This is a genomic window from Gordonia sp. IEGM753 (assembly GCF_050321825.1).
Taxonomy (GTDB): Bacteria; Pseudomonadota; Gammaproteobacteria; order Pseudomonadales; family Pseudomonadaceae; genus Aquipseudomonas.
On sequence record NZ_JBNQGB010000001.1, the window covers coordinates 720,958 to 742,542 of the forward strand.

Sequence of the window (21,585 nt, forward strand, 5' to 3'; positions counted from 1 at the left end):
TGCGCTCCTGTAACATGCAGCGCCTTACCTTCGCGAGAATGAGAAATGGAACTCCACTCGGTTTTGACTTACACCCTGGTCGGCGCTATTGCCATCGCCAGCCCAGGACCTGCGACCTTGATGGCGATCAACAACAGCCTGGCTTACGGACAGCGCAGCGCCGTGTGGTCATCTCTCGGTAATGCGAGTGGCTTGTTCTGCTTGTCGGCCGCCGCCATGCTCGGGTTGGGAGCGTTGCTTGCCAGCTCCGAATGGCTGTTCAATGCGGTGAAAATCCTCGGTGCCGGTTATCTGTTTTACCTGGGATTCAAGCAGCTGTTCAAGAAAGGACCGATGCTGGCGGACGGTATTCAGGGTGACTTGCAGAACAGCAGGCCCACTCGTTTCAAACTGTACAAATCAGCCTTTCTGACCGCGGTGACCAATCCGAAGGCGACGATGTTTTTCACAGCGTTGTTCCCGCAGTTCATTGATCAGAACGAGACATTGCTGCCGCAGTTTCTGATCCTGACGTCGATCTTCATGGCGTTGTCCGTGGTGTCCCTCAGTCTCTATGCTGCGATTGCCTGCCGGGCCAAAGGCGTGTTGGCCCGTCCCGAGTTGTCGCGGTGGGTCAGCCGTGTGGTGGGGTCGACATTCATCTGCTTTGGCGCGGCCATCCTGACTATGCGTCGACAGGCGGCATAGGCCACCGGCAGCAAATGTTTGTGAAGTGTGCGCTTTGCTTATGAGGAAATGACTCAGCCGAAGGTGTTGACGCTCAACACCTCCAGCTGATCGTTTGATGACCACAGACTGCAGCCGCCGTCTAAATTTAGACGGCGGCCATGTCTTACGGTTTGGCCTGGGCTCTGCTCTTCTCTTCGATTTTCGCGTCTACCGCCGCACGGATCTGATCAATGCTGAAGCTGGCTGGTTTTTGGCTGGGTGGGTAGTCGATGAAGGTTTGCAGGAACCTTGCGGCCTTGCCCACGCCCATTGCCAGCAGGTATGAGTTTTTGGTGAGCCAGTCGTAATACTGGTCGGAAACGACGTCTGCTCGTTCATACGGGTCCATCCGCAAGTTGAACAGTTTAGGCACGCGTAACGGCACGAACGGGCTGCTCCAGACCGTGAAGCCACCGGGTTCGCGTTGCTCGGCGAAGACCACTTTCCAATTGTCGAATCGCATCGACACCAGCACACCGTCGTCGTTGAAGTAGTAAAACTCCCGACGCTCACCTTTAGGCTGTTGACCCGTCAGATAGGGTAATTGGTTATAGCCATCCAGATGCACTTTGAAGTTGGTGCCGCCGGACGTCGGTGCCCAGCCTTTCAGCAGCTTGTCCTTTACCCCGGCATCACCCGCAGCGGCGAGCAGCGTGGGGAACCAGTCCATACCCGAGAACATCTCGTTGGAAACTTCGCCAGCCTTGATCTTGCCCGGCCAGCGAATGATCGCCGGTACGCGGTAGGCGCCTTCCCAGTTGGAGTTTTTCTCGTTGCGGAACGGCGTGGTGGCGGCGTCGGGCCAGGAGAACTGATTCGGGCCGTTATCGGTGGTGTACACGACGATGGTGTTGTCGGCGATTTTCAGCTGATCAAGTGTGTTCAACAGTTTGCCGACGTCGCCGTCGTGCTCGAGCATGCCGTCTGCATACTCGTTGCCGGGCATGCCGCTCTGGCCCTTTATCGAATCGCGCACGTGGGTGAACAGGTGCATGCGGGCGTTGACGCTCGACTACCTGAAAACGCGTCAGCAATTTGGCCAGCCGATTGGCAAGTTCCAGGTGTTGCAACACCGTATGGTGGACATGCGCATCGAACTGGATCAGGCCACCTCCATGACGTTGCTGGCGGCGTGTGTGTGCGATCAGGTCGACAGTGATGAGCGCAGCCGGGTGTTGGCGGCAGCCAAGTTTATCGTCAGTCGCGCCAGTCGCTTCGTTGCTGACCAGGGCATTCAACTGCACGGCGGAATTGGCCTGACGTGGGAATACATCCTGTCCCATCACGCCAAGCATCTGCTGATGGTGTCGCGCCAGTTTGGTGATGATGACCACCACTTGCAGGCGTATGCACAGCTGTTGCAGGTGGCGTGAATAGTGCGGGCCAGCTAGAGGGGCTGGAGCAGTGTTGGTGTTTTGCGGTGGAGGCCCGGCTCTATATACTCTCTCGGTCTCCCCTCAATACAGAACTACGCCCCTCAAATGACCACGCCCGCAGCTTCATCCAACGGTAACTGGCAACCGGTCATAGCATTGGCGTTGGCCGCGTTTGTGTTTAATACCACCGAGTTTGTGCCCGTCGGTTTGTTGAGTTCCATCGGCAGCAGCTTCGACATGTCGACGGCTCAGGTCGGCCTGATGCTGACCATCTATGCCTGGATCGTGTCGTTGACCTCGCTGCCCATCATGTTGCTGACGCGTAACGTGGAGCGGCGCAAGTTGCTGATCGTGCTGTTCGGCATGTTCATCATCAGTCATGTCCTGACGAGCCTGGCCACCAGTTTTGGTGTGTTGCTGTTCAGCCGCATCGGCGTGGCGCTGTCGCATGCGCTGTTCTGGTCGATCACCGCCTCGCTGGCAGTGCGGCTGGCGCCGCCGGGCAAGCAGGTTCAGGCCTTGGGCTTGCTGGCGACCGGTACTTCGCTGGCGATGGTGCTGGGTATTCCGCTTGGCCGGTTGTTGGGCGAGGCGATGGGTTGGCGCACCACATTTGCCATGATCGCGGTGATGGCCGCTGCGCTAGTGCTCTGGCTGGCCAAGAGCTTGCCGTTGTTGCCGAGCCAGAACTCCGGTTCGCTGAGAAGCCTTCCCGTGTTGTTCAAACGGCCTGCGTTGGTGGCGATCTATGTGCTGACGGCCATGGTGGTGACGGCTCAATTCACGGCTTACAGCTACATCGAGCCCTTCGTTCAGGTAGTGGCAGGCATGAGTGGCGATGCGGTAACCCTTATCTTGCTGTTGTTCGGCGGCGCTGGAATATTCGGTTCGTTGCTCTTCAGCTGGCTGCATCGGTACAGCCCGCAACGCTTTTTGATCGTGGCCGTGGTAGTACTCACGTTGTGCCTGCTATTGCTGTTGCCGTTGAGTGGCGCGGTCTCGTATCTGGGGGCGCTGAGCCTGTTCTGGGGCATGGCAATCATGGGTTTCGGCTTGGCGTTGCAGTCAAAAGTCCTCGTGTTGGCTCCGGACGCTACCGATGTCGCCATGGCGCTGTTTTCGGGCATCTACAACATTGGTATCGGCGGCGGGGCGCTCTTGGGGAGTTGGGTCGGCAGTCAGTTCGGGTTCGCCTATATCGGGCTGGTCGGTGGCTTGCTGTCGGCAACGGCGTTGGCGTTTTATTGCGCGTCTGTTTATCGACTTCGTGCATAACCAATCGGGAGTTTGCCTTCAAAAACAGCCCTCTTTTGGCGCGCTCTGGCAGGGGCGCGCTGAATTGATGCATGGCATTTAGCCATCGCTCGCTCCTTCCTTCTAGGTAACAGAAAAGCCTGCGTGTTCTGCTAAATATCCCTTGGAAATCGGCACTACTTAGCCTGCTTACGAATTGGCCTGGTATTTGCTATTCACTTCTCATCTGAATGTCGCGGTTGGAGAAGTGAATGTCGCTTTCAAGCAAATCCATGCGGTTGTCATCCAGCGAAAAACACTGGTTACCCTGGTTTGGCAAAACCGGGAAAATGGCGATGGGTTGGTCCTGCCGGCTCAATCAGTCGGCTTACCCGGTGATCGAGAAAACCTTCGAAGCCATTGCGCAAACCCGGGTGCAATTGCTGCATAACTGGACGCGCGAGCAGTGGGAACATTTAGCTGAACTGGCGGAACACCTGGCGGGCGATCTTGCCGCTCTCGACACAACTTCACTGATGGCCAAGCTCAAGCAGGCTGAAGATTTTTCGGAACTGTTTGTGGTTGATGCGGGCGGCAGCGTCATCGCCTCGACCTGGAAGGGCAGCGGTAAAACCCGGCTCGAAAACATCAGCGCATTGGCGCAAGGATTGAAGGCGCCGTTTCTGCACGGTCCTTACAGCGACCCGCTGACGTTGCAAATTGGACCGTCGTCCTCGCGTTTTCACGATGCCGTCACGTTGATGTTCTACCAACCGATGAAAGCCAATGGCAAAGTCATCGGTTGCCTTTGCGGCCGCGTGCCGAATGATGTGCTGGGCGATCTCATTCAACGTGAGGCCGGGCACATTTTTGCCGAGTCGGGCGATAACTACCTGTTTATGGCGCAATCACGTTTTGATCCGGCGATTGCGCCGGGAACCGCGTTGTCACGTTCCCGCTTCGAGGACGGCACCTTCACCCACGGTGAAAACCTGAGAAGTGGCGTGCACACGCCTTGGAGCACAGTGCAGATCAAGCAACATACCGAACTGGAACTGCGGTTTACCGACCCGGCGACCCAACAACTGCACCCGGGCGTGCGCGAAACCATCCGCACCGGCTCCAACCTGTTCGTGACGTACCCTGGCTACTCGGACTACCGGCACATTCCCGTGGTCGGCAAAGGCGTGACGTTCCAGTTGCCAGGCTCGCCGGATCGCTGGGGCATGATGTGCGAGGCCGATCTGGAAGAGGTCTATCGTCGGCGCTCGCTGAGCTATGGCTTGATGAAGCCTTATCTCGCGACCATGACCGGGCTTTTTGCCTGCAACTTCCTGGTTCAGCATTACAGCGGCCTGTCACAGAGCCTGATCGATAGCGTCGAAGTTTTGAGCATGGTCTGCGCCGCCGTCCTGTTTAGCCTGCTGGGGCCCAAGCGTCTTGCGACCAGACTGAACGAGATGACCGGTGTGATCATGACCATTGCCGAGGGCGAGGGTAATCTGCGTCAGCGTCTGGATACCACGCGCATGGCCAATGACGAGACGGGTGACATGGGGCGCTGGATCAACAGTTTTATCGACCGTCTGGACTCGGTGGTCGGGCAAGTGGTGAAGGCCAGTCACAACGTCGGCACCACCAATCAGATGATGTTGGGCCGCAGCCAGGAAGCCGGCGTCACGTGCGTCGAAGTTGCCGAAGCCGTGCACCGGATGATGATTATCGTGGAAGATCAATTGGGTGAAATCCAGCAAGCCTCGGCCAGCGCCGAACAAATGAAGCAAGCGATGGATGAGGTCGTCACCCGTGCCCGCGAGCAATTTCTGGCGGTGCAGCAAGGCACGCAATCCATTCGGGACGTGGTTGAGCGGTCTTCTTCCAGTGTGCAATTGCTCGACAGCCGGATGACCGAGATCGGCAAAATCACCGGCCTGATCAGCGACATCACCAATCAAACCAACCTGCTGGCGCTCAATGCCGCAATTGAAGCGGCGCGTGCGGGTGAACACGGGCGAGGCTTTGCGGTGGTGGCCGACGAGGTACGCAGCCTCGCCACCCGTACATCACGCGCGGCAGATGACATTCGGCTGATGGTCGAAGGCCTGCAGAACGAAACGCAAAAAGCCGTGAACTTCATGGAGGAGGGCGTCGAGAACGTCGATAACAGCTTGCGCCTGGCTGAAGATGCGTCCTCGGAGAACGTGCAGTTGCATCAAGCGGTTGAAAGTATGTTTGCGATCATTCAGCAACTCAATAATCGCAGCCTCGACTATGGCAAGACAATCAAGCAGGTCGACCAATCCTCAACAGAAATGCGCCAAACGGTGGTGGTGTTGCAGAGCAGCGCCGAAACCGTACGGCTCAATGCCAACAAGCTGCAAAAACTGGTCGGTCAGTTTGAGGTAAGCAGCAGCACCGAACGCGTCGCCGCTGCTTGAACCGGTGTCATCGGTGACCGAAACCTTTGCTATAGGTCATGGCATTCAACCGTTCGCTGATCTCCGCTGCCGCGGCCTGGATCTCTTTGAGCATGGCCATCGGCGGCGGTGACGGGATGGCTGAACTGGGGCCGACAATGCCGATGGTCCCGACGACGATGTCGTTCTCTCGAAACAGCGGGCAGCAGAGGGCGTTGATGCCCGGTGTCAGTTCGCCGTCGGCGTCGTCGTACAGGCGCTGGCGAATCAATTCGAGACGCACAGCCAATTCTTCCGGGGTGCACACCGTGGTGTCGGTAATACGCGGCATTTTGCGGCGCATCACTCGCTGTTGGCTGGCTTGATCACTGAAGGCTAGAACTGTTCGCCCCTGCGCGGAACCGTACGGCAACACGCGGTTGCCAGGTTTCACCGAGATGCACACGTTGGCTTTTGATTCCACGCACGAAACCACCAGTGCCGAATCATGAGTGGCAACGGCCAATAATGAGGTTTGGCCCGTGGCATCACGAATGCGTGTGAGGTACGGGTCGACCAGCGCCCGCAAATCGAACTGTTCGCTGGCCGCATCGCCATAGGAAACCAGCTTGGCGCCGAGGCGGTATTTCTCGGTATTAGGGTCTTGCTCGACGATACCGAGTTGACGCATGGAAGCCAGGTGCCGATAGGTTCGAGGCTTGGCGGCGCTCAGCAGCAAGGCCAGTTCTGTCACCCCGAGAGGTCGTCGGGCCGCGGTCAGTTCGTCCAGCAAACGGAAGGCCATCTCCACTGACTCAAGCAATGCAGGTCCGGTTGCGCCGGTGGCCGGCTCGTCGATGTTTTTGTCTTTCATTCGTTGTCCCTGATGAATGTCGGGTTTCGACGATTCTACATTTTGTATCGCTCAATGAAACATAATTTCTTATTTTGTGATCGGGAAGTAGCTTGAAAAAGGGCTGTCTCGAGGATCGTCCGTGTCCGGCCCTAGGGTTTTACGCAAGGCCGGGTGCGGGGTGGCGGTCCTGTTTGAAGCCTTTTCCACCTCCTGACAACAATAATAACTTAAGGGCTTCCCATTCATGAATGTACGACCATCACGCCGTGCTCCATTGGCATTGGCCATCGCGTTGGCGTTGCCTGCGCAAGCAGCGCATGCGGACTTTTTGGATGACGCCAAGGGCAGCATCCTGGCACGTAACCTCTATTTCAATCGAGACTTTCGGGAGCAGGGCGCAACCCAATCCAAGCGTGAAGAGTGGGGCCAGGGTTTTATTCTCAACATGCAGTCGGGCTACACGGATGGCACGATCGGGTTCGGCGCGGATGTCTACGGGGCGTTGGGTTTGCGCCTTGATTCCTCCGACGCAAACGCCGGGAGCTGGATGTTCCCCAACCGCTATGGCGATGTCGGCCCCACGAGTTTCGCGAAGGCCGGTGTGGCGCTGAAGGCGAAAATAGCCAAGACCGAAATCAAGGCCGGCAATGGCCTGACGCCGAAGATTCCGGTGTTGTTAGCCAGCGATATACGCCTGCTGCCGCAGACCTTCAGTGGCGCCATGCTCAGCTCACAGGACATTGAGGGTTTGACCCTGCAAGGTGGACGCTTTGGTTCGGTGACCAACTTCGGCTCGACCGATCACGAAGATTTCCAGGTGTTCGGCTACTCGGGTACATCGAGCCGCTTTGATTACCTGGGTGCGCAGTATCAAGTCATGCCAACGGCCGTGGCCTCGGTATGGCAGGGCACACTCGAAAACATCTACCGGCAGAACGCTGTGAACTGGGTTCAAAGCATTCAACTGGATGACATCAAACTCAGCGCCAACGCAGTTTATTTTGATTCAAAGGACGAAGGGCAAGCGAACGCTGGCAGGCTGCACAACCGCATGACTTCGCTGCTGGTGGGTGCAGCAAAGCAAGGGCATAGCATCAAATTCGGTTACCAGAACAGTGCTGGCGATGCCTTTCCCTACCTCTACCAATCTGACGCTTACATTGCCAACACCATTCAGATCCTCGACTTCGCCCGAGCCGATGAACGCTCGTGGCAGGCACGTTACGACCTGGACTTCGCAGCTTATGGCGTGCCGGGCCTGGTGTTTTTTACCCGGTATGTGGCTGGCGACAATTTTAAAGTCGCGGGTGATTCCGCAGGTCGTGAATGGGAGCGAGACATTGATATCAATTACACCATCCAGTCGGGTCCGCTGAAAAATCTCAACCTGCGCTGGCGCAACGCGATGGTTCGCACCAATGCGTCCATCGGCGACCTTGATGAAAATCGACTGGTGTTCGCTTACACGATTCCGCTGTAAGTGTGGAAGTGAGCGCCCAAGCAAATAGTTGAGATCATTGACGTGTATCTGCGCTGGGTGGGCGTGGGTTTGATGCGAGGGTCGGCAGTTGGCTGATTTCTGCCTGTCGGGAAGGGCTGCAATCGACCCGTTGCTGCCTGTCGCAGTAGCCAGAAATTGACCACCCAAACCATTCCCCTGCCCAGACCATTTCTTAATTGCCAGTATCCTCCTGGGGGGGATAGTATTCGCGTAATTAAGTAATCGCGAAGACTCAAATTATGAGTGAGCACGAACACACCCACCCACACGTCCACCAAAGCCATGAGGCGATCATCAAACGCCTCAAGCGGGCAGACGGTCATTTACGTGGAATCATCACCATGATCGAAGAGGGGCGTGAGTGCGTGGACATCGCCCAGCAGCTGCATGCGGTTGAAAAAGCGGTGTGCCAAGCGAAGCGCACACTCATCCAGGACCACATCGATCACTGCCTGGAGGACACCGTTTCGGCGTTGAACAATGGCGAGCGCGCCCCGCTCGAAGCGTTCAAGCAAATCACCAAATACCTCTAGGTCCGACATGCCCAACTTCGCTGAACTGCTGCAACAAGGCGGGGCTCACGCCTGGCTGTATTTTCCGAGTGCTATTGTGCTCGGTGCTTTGCATGGCCTGGAACCGGGCCATTCAAAAACCATGATGGCGGCGTTCATCGTGGCCGTCCGTGGCTCGGTCAAACAGGCTGTTTTGTTGGGACTGGCCGCGACGCTGTCGCACACTGCGGTGGTGTGGTTGGTCGCCATCGGCGGAATGTACCTGGGCAAAGGTCTGGACGCTCAAACCACCGAGCCATACTTCCAGCTTGCGTCCTCTGCACTGATCATCGTGATTGCGCTTTGGATGCTTTGGCGTACCTGGCGCGGTGAGCAGATGTTCAAATTCGAGCAAGGTGATGACCACCACCATGGCGGGCATGACCATGGCCATCATGATGAAACCCACCGAATTGATACCGGCCACGGACGCGTCGAGCTGTCGATCTTTGAAGAAGGCATGCCGCCACATTGGCGCCTGAAGACATTAACTGGACACGCCTGGGCAGCCTCAGATGTTCGCCTGATGACGATTCGCCCAGACGGCAGCACTCAATCGTTCTCTTTCGTTGAGCGCGAAGGATTCTTGGCGTCGACAGTCGATATCCCGGAACCTCATGAGTTCAGTGCTCGCTTGAGTCTCGGGCATGCGGGCCACTCTCATGATTACGATCTGGAGTACCAGGAACATGGCCACGGGCATGCGCATTCAGAAATGGAAGGTCTGGAGTTGTCGATTGACGGTTATCAGGATGCGCACGAGCGAGCCCATGCCAACGATATCCGTAAACGCTTCACCAACCGCGAGGTCACCACGGGCCAAATCGTTATCTTCGGCCTGACTGGCGGTCTGATTCCGTGCCCGGCCGCCATTACCGTCCTACTGCTATGCCTTCAGGTTAAAGAAGTGGCGCTGGGGGGCATGCTCGTTCTGTGCTTCAGCATCGGCTTGGCGCTCACCTTGGTGGCGGTGGGGGTTGCGGCGGCCATTGGTGCAAAACAGGCTTCTAATCGCTGGCCGTGGCTGGGCACCGTGGCTCGTCGCGCGCCATACCTGTCCAGCGTGTTGATTATCGGTGTCGGCCTTTATGTGGGATTCCACGGTTGGATCGGTTTGAACTCGTAAGGCTTTTGCAGCGAAAGGCAGCTGTTGGCCGATAGCTGCCTGCCGCAAAGGGTTGCAGCCGACTCATCGCAGTCGGTGACAGATTGCGAGAGTCGGCTGTAAAGGGCGCAATCAAAGTCCGGCTGATGGTCGAGCGTGTTGGAAAAATCGTGCGGGTCGGCATGCGCCAAGGTCTGGAGATGTCTTATCGTCGATGATCTCTTCGCTGGCCAGCCGACCGACTATCGCCGCCAGCGTGACACCCGGATGCATCGCGCAAACGTACACACCGCCGATATGGGGTAGATAGCCGATAATGGGGATGCCATCGGCAGGTATTGGCCTTAGTCCGACACACGCCCATTCAGGCTCGATGGAATTGACCCCGTAGAGTTCCCTCTGGATGGCCCCGGCGGTTCGAAGCGCGATTGCTTGCGGCTGGTTTTCAAGGGCGTCTCCCAAATAGTCTTCCGCCGCCAGCAACGAACCATCCGAGCTTTGCCTCACTTCCATTTCCGGGCTGGAGATGATGGTGTTCACCAGGTCAGGTTGTGTCTTGTAGCGAATAAATATGGCTGGAGAGGCTTCTATTGGAAGGGATGCATTGAGTGTCTCTGTCAGCAGCTTGATGCCAGTCCCTGCTGCCAGCACGACAATGTCGGCCTCTATGTTGCCGATGACGGTTTCAACTCCGGTCACCTTTGCATTGCGGGTCATGAAGCTGGATACGCTGGTCTGTGTGAAAACCCTCGCCCCGTGAGCCCGGGCCCCTGCGACTAGGGCGTGGGTTGCTTGAACGGCGTCAAGCGCACCTTCCTGGGCTTCATACAAGGCATGCTGAGGGGGATTCTTGAGGTTCGGTTCCAGGCCGAGAATCCGCGTGCGCGATACCAGATTAGCCGCAGGCTGTTGGTCTGTGGCTTGCGACATCTCTCCTGAGCTCGCACTGTAAGACAGGGAGCCCGTCCAACGTACATCCAAACCGGGCAGTTCAGTCTGGAGCCGGCGGTACTCTTCGATGGCTGCACCTCGCAACTGTGCGATGGCGTCGGGCCCGTTGTGGGAGCTGTTGATCCATGCGAAAGAGCGTCCTGTCACGCCGGACGCGATATCTCCAGCTTCGACCAGGGTGACATCGGCACCTTTGCGAGCCAGGTGATACGCCAAGGATGCGCCGACGATGCCTGCGCCAATGACAACGACTCGCTTGCCTGTTCCATTTTTCATATCAACCTCCATTTTGTTGACTTGGCGATGGCACGATAAACCTCAAGCAGCCGCTGGCCATCGACTTCCCTGCGCACTCACCTGGCGTCGGTGAGACTAGGTATGCGGAGTCTTGGCTCTAACCGCCGACCACTGATCATATGCTGCTTTCATTGTTTGCCAGGTATGAGCATCCGCGGGGACAAGATGTTCGATACGCAATGACGCGACGGTGATATCGAGCGGCATTCCGAAGGTTGTAAAGGTCGATAGAAAGCGAAGCTCCCCGTTGTCGGTGCGCACTTGAGTCAGTATCAGGGGGGACGGAGGTACGTCCAACGGTATTTCTTTCGGCCCTGCAAGGTCACGCAGGAGGTGGGCCAAATCGGGATTGCTGGTCGCTTCCCTTGCGGCGCGTTGCCAAGCAATAGCCCGTATCTCTTGCGCATTTACCAGGCAATCACCCAAACCGCCCGGACGTAACAGAGTATCCAGCAGGTTGAGACCTGACTCGCCAGACACTGAAACGCCGGCCATTTCGAATAACAACCCAGCGCTGGCGTTGGCTGCGGTGATGTCCCATTTGCTATTGATGACAATGGCTGGCGCAGGATTGTTGGCTTGCAATATGTGTTCGATTGCGACGTGGACAGCTTCCAACGCCGGTGCGTCCAGCGCAGATGCGACGTAGCGCGGTGCATAGCCAGCCGCAGTGAATACTGCGTTGCAATGCTCGAGAGGCACGTCGAGGCTAATTAATAGCGCATGCAGTGTGCCAGGGCTGGCCTTGGCGCGACCTGTCTCGACGCAGCTCAGGTGACGTTGAGATATGCCTGTCAACAGGGAAAGATCCAGCTGGCTGAGTCCCGCTTGCTGACGGAGTCGTCGTAGATGCTCGCCTGCGGCAGTACTGGCTACTGAATACGTAGGATGAAAGAAGTGGTGGCCCATGTTTCAACTCTGACTGTCCATGTGAAGAGTGTCTATGACCTGTCAGGTCATTGTGAGGCGAGCAACATTATCACTATTGTGCTGACGCTACCCATCCAGGAGAAGGACATGAAAGGCGCCTACGTTGCACTGCCCGTGCTATTGATTTTTTCACTCTATACCGGCTGGACGTTGCTGATGGCAGAGCAGTCGCTTTTTGCCTTTGGATTGGAGTTGATGTCCCGGCCTGACACCGCGCAAGTCGTCATCGATCTCTATGTGATGGCAGCGCTCGCTTGCCTATGGATGATTAACGACACCAAGTCGAGAGGCGATTCGTTGCCAGGTGTATTGCCGTACCTGTTGCTTACGCTCATTTTCGTTTCCATAGGCCCACTCCTGTATATCGTGGTCAAGGGAATTACCGAGTCGCGTACGCATAAACTTTCCTTATAGAAAGTGGCGACTGTTCATCCGTTCATTAAGGCATTTCATACCTACCTAAGACGCACGAGTTTCAGGACTGAAATGACCGCTATTGGCCGGTTGCCGCCCTTCGTGACAGGCAGAAATCGGCAAATTGCTGCTAATCGTGAGCGGCGGCAATCGACCCATAGCCGTCATTCGTACAGACGACGGCAATTGCCTGTGAAGGCAATTACCTGGTACCAAGAGCGATAAGATCAGTCGAGGCGTTCTATGTCCTGCAAACGCCAGGTCTTTTCAAACCAGGGTTTGAGCGGTCCGTACAGCCGGTAAATCGGAAACCAGCCCTTCTCTGGAACGGTCTGAACCCAGTTGCTCTCTTTGCCTGACGGCGGTTTGGGGCCGAAGTAAAGATCGATCGAGCCATCGTCATTTTTCTGCAAAATCTTGCTTTGGCTGCTGAGGCTTGGAAAGCGCTGATCGGTTTGCAGCAATGAGCGCGTTTGTGGGTCGTAAACGACGACCGACCAGAAGTCTTTTGCCGGCGGATTGGCCGGGACTGTCATGCGGTAGTTCTTGCCTCCATCGAGCCAACGACCTTGGCTGTCGCGCATCGTGGCAGCGTATTGCGAACCCACGCCAGGCATTGCAATCACCATGGCCGGAGTGTTGACCGTTGCTGCGTAGAAAAAGCCAGTTCGCGCGTCGAGATTCCGGTGGCCGTTATTGAGCCATTGATAGCTGCCGCCCAAAAACGGGGTTTTCCACTGGCTGCCCGGGTAGAGCGGTGCCTGCTTGTCGCGTGGCGCGAACGCGATTGCCCTGGCCGTGGCATTGCCTATTGCCGCCGCCTCGCGCAACAGCCGTTGCATCCGCTCATCGGGATTGAAGGGCTTGCCCTTTTCCAGGCCGATGGAAGCGGCCATTCCTAATATCTCAGGGTCGAATGATTCAGGCGGTTCGTCCTGAATGATCTCGTTCAGCTCGTTGAAGAAGCTTGCGTCATTGGCGTGGATCGTATTGAACTCCCGTCCCGAGAGGTCAACAAATTTAGCGGAGTGCGCGCTCCCTGCCTCCGACAGCGGGTAGATGCGGGCATGTTGTTTAATGTTCGCTACAGCGGGCTTAGGGTCGCCATCAACTGGAAAACCGCGCCATACCAGCCAGTTGTTGAAGGTCGTGGATTTCGCCACAAAGTAGCCCTCTGGCACTTCACCTGTGTACCCCGGCGGGAGAATCAGAAAACGGCCCCCTTTGCCTTTGTCAGGTCCCGCGTTACCCAGGTCGGCGACATAACGAAACCAGAAGTCATCGAGAACGCCTAAAACATTCGGCGGGCTCTCGACCACGACTGGGCCCTTGCTCAAATCGATCCAGCTGAATGCATAAACACTTTCAGTGTTGCCGGTCAGCAGCAAGGATTTTGAGTCGAGAAGCTCTTCCCATATTCCAACCGTTCCCTGGACAGCTCCGACTTCACGCAAGCCTTTACGCATGGCCACCAACGAGGCTGCCGGTATGGTGTCCAGAAAAATTTCGATTGCACGCTGCCGATCCAGATTGTCGTAAACCAGTTTGATCGTCGCGTCGCTGGGGTAACCATCGAAGAACTCCAGGGTTCCGATACCGGTATCTACCCGATCGGGAGTTGTGATCTCGGCCGGAATGTGGGAATTCATTTTCATTGTCGGGGGGGTGGACCAGGCATATCCCGAAGTAACGCTGAGCGCCAACACAAGTAACATCCGATTTTTTTTCATTGCGAAGTCCTTTTTCTCAATCGAGAACATATTCTTCCACGTTCGAATGCGAGGATTCGACCGAAGAGGGAGAGGCCCCTGTCGTTGGCCCGATCCGTTTTTGAGTGGATGACGACTCGCCACGCCATGTCTCTCGTTACTGTTTCTGCAAATCGCCAGGTTTCCACCCCTTGTCAAAGAACGCTTTAGTCGGGCCGTACAAGCGCAGAATTACGAAAAAACCTTTGCCGGGCAGAGTTCGAATCCAGTTCTTGCCCGCACCCGGTGAGTCCGGACCAAAGTGAACGTCGATCGAGCCATCGGCATTGACCAGTGGTTTGTCCATGGTGTTCAGCGACGGGAACGGTTGGCCGTTGTCCAGACCCGATGCGGTGATCGAGTCATAGGCAGTGACCGACCAGAACAAAGCTGCTGGAATGTCTTTCGGCAGGTTAAGGGTGTAGGCGCCGCCGCCCGAGAGGAACTCGCCCTTGGCGTCGACGAAGGTGGCCGGGTACTTGGCCCCGACATTCTCCATATTCACCGCCATGCCCGGGCTGGCCGAGTAGGCATTGGTGAAGAAGCCGGTCCGTGGATCGATGAAGTTGAAGGTGTCAGCCGTGAATGTGGCATTGCCGGGGAAAACGTTCAGCCACTTGCGGTCCGGGTACCAGGTGCCATCCGGCACTATTGTTTGTGGGGTGTAGGCAATCGCGTGGCCGATCTTGCTGGCGGTTTTCGCTGCCTTGTCGAGCAAGTCGCGGGTTGCCGCATCCGGCTTGAACGGCTGCCCCTTGATGATCCCCAGCGCCGCGAGCATGCCGCGCATTTCCATGTCTTGCGGGTCGACGTACTCATGATCGATAAACCGCGAGAGCATGTCGAAGGCACTGCCGTCGGTGGGGTACAGCATGTTGGCCGGGGTCTTCGAGGCGTTGGGGAATTCCATCGCTTTGGCCGAGGCTTGTTTGCCCAGCGGGTAGATGCGTGTCTGCTCCATGACGTTGACCGGTACGTCGAGTTGTTTCGGGTCTTTGAAGAAACCGCGCCAGAACACAAATACCCCATAGGTACGCGAACGGTAGGTCAGGTAACCAGGCGGTACGTCGCCCTTGTAGTCCGGCGGAAGCACCAGATACTTGCCGCCCTTACCTTTGTCCGGCCCCGGGAGGCCGACGTCGCCACACCACTGGCGACCTTCAATCTGTCCTTCGGAGCAGATGGGGCGCTGGAAGAAGTCATCGAGAATGCCCTGCAAGCCCGGTGGCACCTCGATCACCATCGGCCCGTCCTGTTTCAGGTCCAGATAACCCATGGCATAGATCACATCGGAGTTGGGCGTGGTGACCTGAGTCCTGGCATTGAGTCGGTCTTTCCAGATTGGCAGTACGTTGTAGCCTGCACCGAAGGTCTTCTCCGAACCTTCCTTCATTCCGTACATGTTTAGCGCGGGCAGTGCCCAGATGTAAGACTGCACAGCGCGCTGGAACAGCAATTCATTCTTCAGTTGAGCCACGCCTTCCAGCGTTGGATACCCCCCCGCGAAGGGCAAATCGGCAAGTTGTTCGTAGTGCGTGGCGGCGTGGGCACTGGCGCTGATCGCAATACCCAAAGTCAACGCGGTCAGGGCTTTACATGTTGTGTTCATGATTGACGTCCTGTTCAAATCAATTAGTTGGCTTTCACGACTGGAGGCGGGGTCCACTGGCCATTGAGCGCGGCCAGTTCTGGCCAGTAGGCACGGATATAAAGCGAGAAGTCGGCGCCTTTTGGAGCAGGTAACCAATTGCTTTCTTTGTCTTTGCCGGGTGATTCGCTTTGCACATAAATCGTCAGCGAGCCGTCAGCGTTCGCTTGCAGGGATTTGTTCTTGGTGCCGATGGAGTAACGCTTCAGATCGTTCGGGGCGAAGAAGTGTTGTTCGTTGTAGAGCGTCAGCGACCAGAAGCCTTTGACCGGTGGCAGTTCACCCTTGGCGAAGGTGACGCTGTAACCCTGCTTGCCATTGAGGCGCGTGCCGGACTGGTCCAGGTCCTGGTAGAAGTACTTGGTCTCTTTCTGCTGGTTGACGAAGATGTTCGAGCGCGCCACTGCGGTACGACTGAAATAATCGGTACCGAACGCCGCCCCGTTGCTTACAGTGCTCCAGTGATGGGGTAATTGAAGACCGTAGTTGCGGAACTGCAACAGCGGGTCGATGACGTCGCTGTCGGCTTTTTTCGCCTCGTCGATCATCGCCGCCTTGAGTTGTGGATCAGCCCTGGCGATGGCGCTCAGGGCAGCCATCTGCGCGTAACGGGCCTCTTCACCCGGCAACGGTTTGGCGTCCTTGAGCAGGGCAGGCAACTCGTCGAAGAACTTCTCCGGCACCACCCATTTGGTTTCGGCACTGCCTTGTTCCTGAGACGGGAATTTTGGCTGTTTTGCCCAGTCGCGCTGTTTGACCTTGCCGTCGTACTTGGACAGCGGATACATATCGATCCCGGCCAATGCCGGTTGCACCGCTTTGCGATCTTCGGCGGTGTCGTCCTGGAACACCCGGGGAATGACAAAACCGGTGTTGGTGCGTGCACGGAATACCTGGGTGATGCCGGCCGGTACTTTGCCATTCCAGTCCGGGCCGACCAGCAAGTAGAAGCCGGGCTTGGTGCCATACATCTTGCCGAGTTCGGCAAAACTGTCGGAGCGCAGGTCGACCACCTGATAGACCCAGAAGCGGCTGCCAAAATCCGGCACTTGCAGCACCACCGGCTCAAGGTCCAGTGCAATGCTGCCGGCGCCGTACACCACGTCCTGGTTCGGGCAGGCCACCAGACGCTCGGCCGGGTCGATGTAATCACTCAACATCGACAGCTGATTCAGTGGTGCGACCGGCACGATGCCGCCCATCAAACCGGGTTCAGGGAGGTCCTTGAAGGCCTGGCGGCGGTTGAATATATTGGCCATCGGCCAACCCCAGAAATACGCCTCGCGCGCCATCATCCGCACGTAAGGCTCAGTTACCTTGGTGCCCGCGACAGGCCCGGCGATGGTAACTTCGGCGGCGTAGCTCTGAGTGGCCAGCAAGGATGCAGCGGTGAGTGTGGTGATGAACGTCAGTGCAAAAAGGGTGTGGCGACGGGGCAGTCGTTTCATAAAGCATCCTTACTTGATGGCGGTCACCTGATAAAGGTGAGTCGCTGAAAGATAGCTCATCTTCGCCGAGTAAATGATTGGGCTCTCTTTGAGTGACCGCTATTGGCCGATTACTGCCTCTCACAAAGGGCAATAATCGAATCAAAAAATCCATTTCACTCGCGAACAACCATTTATCCGCGCTCAGGTTTCCCTTCATTTTTGATCCAGCTATCAAGCTCCATAACCATCTTGTTGACCTCGCTGTCTTCCCGTTCCGAGGGGCGAATGATGGCGTTCCAGGCGATATCCAGACCGTCATTCAGGGCCGCCCACGCAAGCTCCCCGCGCTCGAGGCTGGGGGCCACCAAGTCGCGTTGCAAGATGCTGATTCCGTAGCCTGAGCGCACCAGCTCGACGATGGCTTCGATCAGCTCCACCGTGATCATGCGGCGCGGCAAAATGCTGGCGGGGGCAAAGAAACGGTCATATTCCCAGCCACTGGCGCGGTCGGTCGAATACGTCACCAGGTTGTAAGTCTTGAAATCTTGCGCGTAGATGTTTTTCCTTCCGGCAAGGGGGTGATCGGTTGCCATGATCGCAATCAAGTCGTCCCGAAAGAGCGGCATTTTGGCAACGCCGCTAGGCACCATGCCGTCATCGATGATGGACACGTCGAGTCGTCCTTGCATCAGGCTCGCGTACACGTCGTTGCGGGGCACGGTCACCAGAGTGATTTCGATGTCTGGCCGCAGGCTTGAGTAGTGCTTGATGAATTTTGGAATCCAGCGAAACGGTCCGTAGGAGGTGACGCCCATGCGGACAAACGCGGTGACGCCACCGGCCATGGACCTGGCCTCGGACTCGGCTTCATTGAGTATCGAAATGATGTCTATGGCGGCTCGTTCCAGGCGCGCGCCAGCAGGGCTGAGCCTTAGCTTTCCTCCTGATCTTTCCGTCAGGCTGACACCCAGCCGCCGCTCTGCTTCGCGGAGCCGGTGACTGACTGCCGAGGGCGTCAGCCATAGACGCTCGGCAACGGCTGTTACCGAGTCCACCTCCGACAGGGTTTTCAACATCACAAGGTGATCCAGCGTAAGTCTCATGGCGGGCGACCTGAAAATAATTCACAAAATTGCGTAAAATTATGAGCGTGACTTGTTTTTTGTGCCGATGCAATCTGAATCCAGCAGAGCCACTGGAGACTAACAAAAATGACTACCCTGCCTTTCACACCTGCAAAAAACCTGGGCGATATCATCGACCTAGAGCGTTACCCCATTACTGACCGCGCCGATCCCGCTTACCTGAAACTGGTCGCTCAAAGCCAATCGCTGCTAGGTGAAGAGGGCGTCGCGATCTTCCCGGGTTTTGTTCGTGATCCCTCGGTGATCGACATGGCCGATCAGACGCTCGCCCTGCATCCGCGCATGTTTCATTTTCGGGAAAGCCACACGGTTTACTTCAAACCTCAAGATGAAACGGTTGATCTGGAGCATCCGCTGCGACGGTTGATGAACACCGCAAAAGACACCGTCGCCTATGCCGATATTCCGGCCGAGCATGTGATCCGGCAGATCTATGGGTCGGATGAGGTCCTGGCTTTCATCAAGGATGTTCTGGATCTGGACACGCTGTATCGCCATGCCGATCCGTTGGCCGCCCTTAATTTGCAGGGCTTTACCGCAGGGCAGGAATTGGGCTGGCATTTTGACCGTTCCGATTTCAGCGTCACGCTGTCCCTCCAGGCCGCGAGCGCCGGTGGGGATTTTGAGTACGTGCGTATGCTGCGCAAGGAAAACGACGATTGTTATGACGCGGTCAGGCAGTTCCTCGATGACCCGACAACACAGAAGATTGAGGTGTTGCCTCAAGTGCCCGGGACCCTGACATTGTTCCGCGGTCGCTATTCATTGCACCGGGTGACACCGGTGGAAGGGGACCGGCTGAGGCTCAACGCGGTGTTCGCCTACGTGGACCAGCCCAACGTCGAATTCAGTGCCTATGCCCGCCAATTGTTCTACGGGCGTACCTCTGTAGATCCGGTTTAAGTTTCGCCAAACAACAATAAATGTAATGGATTCACTTCTTCGCTTCACGTGTGTGCACAGGTGTTCCAGCCAACGCTGAAGGACTGGGTTTTCTGTGTTGCGCACAACAGTTCGCTGCCCCCAATAATAATGATTCGGAGCGTCTGATCATGAAAAACAGGAAGAGATTGCTGGCCTCGTTGCTCACACTTGGCTTGCTGGCTGCAAGTGCTTCAAGCCAGGCATCAGGGTGGTGTGAGTCGGGAAAATCGGTGAAATTTGCCGGCCTGAACTGGGAGAGCGGGATGCTCCTGACCGACATCATGATGATCGTGCTCAAGGACGGTTATGGCTGCGTAACCGATCAATTGGTGGGCAATACCATCATTCTTGAGACCGCTCTGGCCAGCAACGACATTCAGGTGTTTGGCGAAGAATGGATGGAGCGTAGTGAGGTCTGGAAAAAGGCTGCGGCAGCCGGAAAGGTTGTCGGGGTGGGTGCGCCGATCGTCGGTGCGACGCAGGGCTGGTATGTGCCGCGCTATGTCGTTGAGGGTGACGCTAAACGTAACCGGCCAGCGCTGGCGCCCGACCTCAGGACCGTCGCTGACTTGAGCAGGTATGCGAGCGTTTTTCACGATGCGGAGGAACCTTCCAAGGGCCGCTTCTACAACTGTCCTGCGGGTTGGATTTGTGAACAGGACAATACCGAGATGTTGAAAGAGTACGGTCTTGAAAACACCTTCACAAATTTCCGCCCAGGCACCGGTGCCGCCCTGGATGCAGCGGTCCTGTCCAGCTATAAACGCGGTGAGCCGGTGTTGTTCTACTACTGGTCGCCGACGCCGCTGATGGGCCAGATTGACGCAATCAGACTGGAAGAAAAGGCGGGTTCCAACAAAGACGTTGTCACCATGGTCGGGCTGTCGAAGGCGTTTCATGAACAGGCGCCTGAACTGGTCGCGGTTCTGAACAAGGTCAACATCCCCATTGATCTGTTGAATCAGAACCTGGCGAGGATGACCCGCGAACGCATCGACTCTCCGAAGCTGGCCAGAATATTCCTGAAGGAGCACCCGGAAATCTGGCATGCCTGGGTAGATGAGGCCGCGGCAAAAAAGATCGAGGCATCGCTCTGACCTGTCTTGAGGGCAAGGATGCCCGCTCTTTATAACGCCTTGGTGAACCCAATCTCACGACTTATTTTTTACAGCTTCTACACAGAGGCGGCTCTTCTTCGCGTCCGGGAAATTACGAACATGATCAAATCACGAGCGGCCGTCGCCTTCGCGGCGAACCAGCCACTGCAAATTGTGGAAATCGATGTAGCACCGCCGCAAGCCGGTGAAGTGCTGGTGCGCATCATCGCGACCGGTGTCTGTCACACCGATGCGTACACGTTGTCCGGTGCAGACCCCGAAGGCATCTTCCCTGTTGTTCTCGGCCACGAAGGCGGTGGCATTGTCGAGGCGGTCGGCGAAGGGGTGACGTCTCTGGAAGTGGGCGATCATGTGATCCCGCTCTATACCCCGGAATGCGGCGACTGCAAATTCTGCACATCCGGGAAGACCAACCTCTGCCAGAAAATTCGTGCGACTCAGGGCAAGGGCCTGATGCCGGATGGCACCAGCCGCTTCTCCTACAACGGCCAACCCCTGTTTCACTACATGGGCACCTCGACCTTTTCCGAGTACACGGTGCTGCCGGAAATCTCGCTGGCGAAAATTCCGAAGGAGGCGCCGTTGGAGCAGGTGTGCCTGCTGGGTTGCGGTGTGACCACCGGCATTGGTGCGGTGCTCAATACGGCAAACGTGGAGGAGGGTGCCAGCGTGGCGATCTTCGGCCTGGGCGGTATCGGCCTGGCCGCAGTCATCGGCGCCACCATGGCCAAGGCTGGCCGAATAATTGCGATTGATATCAACCCGGCCAAGTTCGAGATCGCCCGGCAATTGGGCGCCACCGACGTCATCAACCCCAAGGACTACGACATGCCGATTCAGGACGTCATCGTCGATATGACGCAGGGGGGCGTCGACTATTCCTTCGAATGCATTGGCAACGTCCAGCTCATGCGCGCCGCGCTGGAGTGCTGTCACAAGGGCTGGGGCGAGTCGGTGATTATCGGGGTCGCCGGTGCCGGCCAGGAAATCAGCACTCGACCGTTCCAGCTCGTGACCGGTCGCGTCTGGCGCGGCTCCGCTTTCGGCGGTGTGAAAGGCCGCAGTGAATTGCCTGGTTATGTCGAGAAGGCCCAGACCGGCGAGATTCCGCTCGACACCTTCATCACCCACACGATGGGGCTCGAGGACATTAACAAGGCCTTCGAGTTGATGCATGAAGGCAAGAGCATCCGCACCGTTATCCATTTCGATCGTTGATTGAACTGTCCTGGCATCGAGCGTCAGACGTCTCGC

The 21,585-nt window shown here is 56.8% G+C and carries 19 protein-coding genes; 11 read left to right on the forward strand and 8 right to left on the reverse strand.

Annotated features, from left to right (window positions below; all coding sequences use genetic code 11):
- Nucleotides 1–45: 45 nt before the first annotated feature.
- A complete protein-coding gene (locus ACQR3R_RS03300; RefSeq protein ID WP_428270574.1) occupies nucleotides 46–687 on the forward strand; it encodes a LysE family transporter in 642 nt (213 codons plus the stop codon).
- Nucleotides 688–832: 145 nt separating this feature from the next.
- On the opposite strand, the gene ACQR3R_RS03305 is transcribed toward ACQR3R_RS03300, so the two are convergent.
- Entirely contained in the window at nucleotides 833–1,702 is an 870-nt protein-coding gene (locus tag ACQR3R_RS03305; protein WP_428270575.1) for a sulfatase-like hydrolase/transferase, read from the reverse strand.
- Between ACQR3R_RS03305 and ACQR3R_RS03310 the strand changes: the two genes are divergently transcribed.
- The 3 genes from ACQR3R_RS03310 (at nucleotide 1,701) to ACQR3R_RS03320 (ending at nucleotide 5,755) form a co-directional block, all read left to right on the forward strand.
- The gene (locus ACQR3R_RS03310) at nucleotides 1,701–2,081 is read left to right on the forward strand and encodes an acyl-CoA dehydrogenase family protein (protein ID WP_428270576.1); all 381 of its coding nucleotides are present in this window, start codon (nucleotides 1,701–1,703) and stop codon (nucleotides 2,079–2,081) included. The genes ACQR3R_RS03305 and ACQR3R_RS03310 overlap by 2 nt on opposite strands.
- A gap of 108 nt (nucleotides 2,082–2,189) precedes the next feature.
- Nucleotides 2,190–3,359 (forward strand): sugar transporter, encoded by a 1,170-nt coding sequence (locus ACQR3R_RS03315; RefSeq protein WP_428270577.1) that lies wholly within the window; start codon nucleotides 2,190–2,192, stop codon nucleotides 3,357–3,359.
- Between the two features lie 230 nt (nucleotides 3,360–3,589).
- Entirely contained in the window at nucleotides 3,590–5,755 is a 2,166-nt protein-coding gene (locus ACQR3R_RS03320; RefSeq protein WP_428270578.1) for a methyl-accepting chemotaxis protein, read from the forward strand.
- A 7-nt stretch (nucleotides 5,756–5,762) separates the two neighbouring features.
- Here ACQR3R_RS03320 and ACQR3R_RS03325 read toward each other — a convergent pair whose 3' ends face one another.
- Entirely contained in the window at nucleotides 5,763–6,587 is an 825-nt protein-coding gene (locus ACQR3R_RS03325; protein ID WP_428270579.1) for an IclR family transcriptional regulator domain-containing protein, read from the reverse strand.
- Nucleotides 6,588–6,813: 226 nt separating this feature from the next.
- Here ACQR3R_RS03325 and ACQR3R_RS03330 point away from each other — a divergent pair, with 226 nt between their 5' ends.
- The 3 genes from ACQR3R_RS03330 to ACQR3R_RS03340 all read left to right on the forward strand — a co-directional run bounded on the left by ACQR3R_RS03330 (nucleotide 6,814) and on the right by ACQR3R_RS03340 (nucleotide 9,747).
- On the forward strand, nucleotides 6,814–8,049 hold the full coding sequence (locus ACQR3R_RS03330; protein WP_428270580.1) for an OprD family outer membrane porin: 1,236 nt from the start codon (nucleotides 6,814–6,816) through the stop codon (nucleotides 8,047–8,049).
- A gap of 260 nt (nucleotides 8,050–8,309) precedes the next feature.
- On the forward strand, nucleotides 8,310–8,603 hold the full coding sequence (locus ACQR3R_RS03335) for a metal-sensing transcriptional repressor (RefSeq protein WP_428270581.1): 294 nt from the start codon (nucleotides 8,310–8,312) through the stop codon (nucleotides 8,601–8,603).
- A 7-nt stretch (nucleotides 8,604–8,610) separates the two neighbouring features.
- On the forward strand, nucleotides 8,611–9,747 hold the full coding sequence (locus tag ACQR3R_RS03340; RefSeq protein ID WP_428270582.1) for a nickel/cobalt efflux transporter: 1,137 nt from the start codon (nucleotides 8,611–8,613) through the stop codon (nucleotides 9,745–9,747).
- Nucleotides 9,748–9,858: 111 nt separating this feature from the next.
- Here ACQR3R_RS03340 and ACQR3R_RS03345 read toward each other — a convergent pair whose 3' ends face one another.
- Both ACQR3R_RS03345 and ACQR3R_RS03350 read right to left on the reverse strand, forming a co-directional pair.
- The gene (locus ACQR3R_RS03345) at nucleotides 9,859–10,965 is read right to left on the reverse strand and encodes an FAD-dependent oxidoreductase (protein WP_428270583.1); all 1,107 of its coding nucleotides are present in this window, start codon (nucleotides 10,963–10,965) and stop codon (nucleotides 9,859–9,861) included.
- A gap of 84 nt (nucleotides 10,966–11,049) precedes the next feature.
- Complete coding sequence (locus ACQR3R_RS03350; RefSeq protein WP_428270584.1) at nucleotides 11,050–11,883, reverse strand: MmyB family transcriptional regulator; 834 nt, start codon at nucleotides 11,881–11,883, stop codon at nucleotides 11,050–11,052.
- A 108-nt stretch (nucleotides 11,884–11,991) separates the two neighbouring features.
- Here ACQR3R_RS03350 and ACQR3R_RS03355 point away from each other — a divergent pair, with 108 nt between their 5' ends.
- Nucleotides 11,992–12,318 carry a hypothetical protein gene (locus ACQR3R_RS03355; RefSeq protein ID WP_428270585.1) on the forward strand — a complete coding sequence of 109 codons (327 nt, stop codon included), beginning with the start codon at nucleotides 11,992–11,994 and terminating at the stop codon, nucleotides 12,316–12,318.
- A gap of 227 nt (nucleotides 12,319–12,545) precedes the next feature.
- Here the strand turns inward: ACQR3R_RS03355 and ACQR3R_RS03360 are convergent, their stop codons facing one another.
- The 4 genes from ACQR3R_RS03360 to ACQR3R_RS03375 all read right to left on the reverse strand — a co-directional run bounded on the left by ACQR3R_RS03360 (nucleotide 12,546) and on the right by ACQR3R_RS03375 (nucleotide 18,247).
- Nucleotides 12,546–14,078 (reverse strand): DUF1214 domain-containing protein, encoded by a 1,533-nt coding sequence (locus ACQR3R_RS03360; protein ID WP_428270586.1) that lies wholly within the window; start codon nucleotides 14,076–14,078, stop codon nucleotides 12,546–12,548.
- A 106-nt stretch (nucleotides 14,079–14,184) separates the two neighbouring features.
- The gene (locus ACQR3R_RS03365) at nucleotides 14,185–15,675 is read right to left on the reverse strand and encodes a DUF1214 domain-containing protein (RefSeq protein WP_428270587.1); all 1,491 of its coding nucleotides are present in this window, start codon (nucleotides 15,673–15,675) and stop codon (nucleotides 14,185–14,187) included.
- A 23-nt stretch (nucleotides 15,676–15,698) separates the two neighbouring features.
- The gene (locus ACQR3R_RS03370) at nucleotides 15,699–17,162 is read right to left on the reverse strand and encodes a DUF1214 domain-containing protein (protein ID WP_428270588.1); all 1,464 of its coding nucleotides are present in this window, start codon (nucleotides 17,160–17,162) and stop codon (nucleotides 15,699–15,701) included.
- A gap of 173 nt (nucleotides 17,163–17,335) precedes the next feature.
- A complete protein-coding gene (locus ACQR3R_RS03375; RefSeq protein ID WP_428270589.1) occupies nucleotides 17,336–18,247 on the reverse strand; it encodes a LysR substrate-binding domain-containing protein in 912 nt (303 codons plus the stop codon).
- A gap of 108 nt (nucleotides 18,248–18,355) precedes the next feature.
- Here ACQR3R_RS03375 and ACQR3R_RS03380 point away from each other — a divergent pair, with 108 nt between their 5' ends.
- The 3 genes from ACQR3R_RS03380 to ACQR3R_RS03390 all read left to right on the forward strand — a co-directional run bounded on the left by ACQR3R_RS03380 (nucleotide 18,356) and on the right by ACQR3R_RS03390 (nucleotide 21,549).
- A complete protein-coding gene (locus ACQR3R_RS03380) occupies nucleotides 18,356–19,192 on the forward strand; it encodes a HalD/BesD family halogenase (RefSeq protein WP_428270590.1) in 837 nt (278 codons plus the stop codon).
- A 149-nt stretch (nucleotides 19,193–19,341) separates the two neighbouring features.
- Nucleotides 19,342–20,310, forward strand: a complete 969-nt coding sequence (locus ACQR3R_RS03385) for a glycine betaine ABC transporter substrate-binding protein (RefSeq protein WP_428270591.1) — start codon at nucleotides 19,342–19,344, stop codon at nucleotides 20,308–20,310.
- A gap of 120 nt (nucleotides 20,311–20,430) precedes the next feature.
- On the forward strand, nucleotides 20,431–21,549 hold the full coding sequence (locus tag ACQR3R_RS03390) for an S-(hydroxymethyl)glutathione dehydrogenase/class III alcohol dehydrogenase (protein WP_428270592.1): 1,119 nt from the start codon (nucleotides 20,431–20,433) through the stop codon (nucleotides 21,547–21,549).
- Nucleotides 21,550–21,585: the final 36 nt, after the last annotated feature.

Excerpts from the sequence above, each read along its gene's own strand:
- ACQR3R_RS03360 (WP_428270586.1), bottom strand. The coding sequence starts at position 14,078 with ATGTTCTCGATTGAGAAAAAGGACTTCGCAATGAAAAAAAATCGGATG.
- ACQR3R_RS03350 (WP_428270584.1), bottom strand. The coding sequence starts at position 11,883 with ATGGGCCACCACTTCTTTCATCCTACGTATTCAGTAGCCAGTACTGCC.
- ACQR3R_RS03305 (WP_428270575.1), bottom strand. The coding sequence starts at position 1,702 with ATGCACCTGTTCACCCACGTGCGCGATTCGATAAAGGGCCAGAGCGGC.
- ACQR3R_RS03390 (WP_428270592.1), top strand. The coding sequence starts at position 20,431 with ATGATCAAATCACGAGCGGCCGTCGCCTTCGCGGCGAACCAGCCACTG.
- ACQR3R_RS03345 (WP_428270583.1), bottom strand. The coding sequence starts at position 10,965 with ATGGAGGTTGATATGAAAAATGGAACAGGCAAGCGAGTCGTTGTCATT.
- ACQR3R_RS03370 (WP_428270588.1), bottom strand. The coding sequence starts at position 17,162 with ATGAAACGACTGCCCCGTCGCCACACCCTTTTTGCACTGACGTTCATC.
- ACQR3R_RS03315 (WP_428270577.1), top strand. The coding sequence starts at position 2,190 with ATGACCACGCCCGCAGCTTCATCCAACGGTAACTGGCAACCGGTCATA.
- ACQR3R_RS03340 (WP_428270582.1), top strand. The coding sequence starts at position 8,611 with ATGCCCAACTTCGCTGAACTGCTGCAACAAGGCGGGGCTCACGCCTGG.
- ACQR3R_RS03385 (WP_428270591.1), top strand. The coding sequence starts at position 19,342 with ATGAAAAACAGGAAGAGATTGCTGGCCTCGTTGCTCACACTTGGCTTG.
- ACQR3R_RS03310 (WP_428270576.1), top strand. The coding sequence starts at position 1,701 with ATGCGGGCGTTGACGCTCGACTACCTGAAAACGCGTCAGCAATTTGGC.
- ACQR3R_RS03325 (WP_428270579.1), bottom strand. The coding sequence starts at position 6,587 with ATGAAAGACAAAAACATCGACGAGCCGGCCACCGGCGCAACCGGACCT.
- ACQR3R_RS03375 (WP_428270589.1), bottom strand. The coding sequence starts at position 18,247 with ATGAGACTTACGCTGGATCACCTTGTGATGTTGAAAACCCTGTCGGAG.
- ACQR3R_RS03300 (WP_428270574.1), top strand. The coding sequence starts at position 46 with ATGGAACTCCACTCGGTTTTGACTTACACCCTGGTCGGCGCTATTGCC.
- ACQR3R_RS03330 (WP_428270580.1), top strand. The coding sequence starts at position 6,814 with ATGAATGTACGACCATCACGCCGTGCTCCATTGGCATTGGCCATCGCG.
- ACQR3R_RS03380 (WP_428270590.1), top strand. The coding sequence starts at position 18,356 with ATGACTACCCTGCCTTTCACACCTGCAAAAAACCTGGGCGATATCATC.
- ACQR3R_RS03320 (WP_428270578.1), top strand. The coding sequence starts at position 3,590 with ATGTCGCTTTCAAGCAAATCCATGCGGTTGTCATCCAGCGAAAAACAC.
- ACQR3R_RS03355 (WP_428270585.1), top strand. The coding sequence starts at position 11,992 with ATGAAAGGCGCCTACGTTGCACTGCCCGTGCTATTGATTTTTTCACTC.
- ACQR3R_RS03335 (WP_428270581.1), top strand. The coding sequence starts at position 8,310 with ATGAGTGAGCACGAACACACCCACCCACACGTCCACCAAAGCCATGAG.
- ACQR3R_RS03365 (WP_428270587.1), bottom strand. The coding sequence starts at position 15,675 with ATGAACACAACATGTAAAGCCCTGACCGCGTTGACTTTGGGTATTGCG.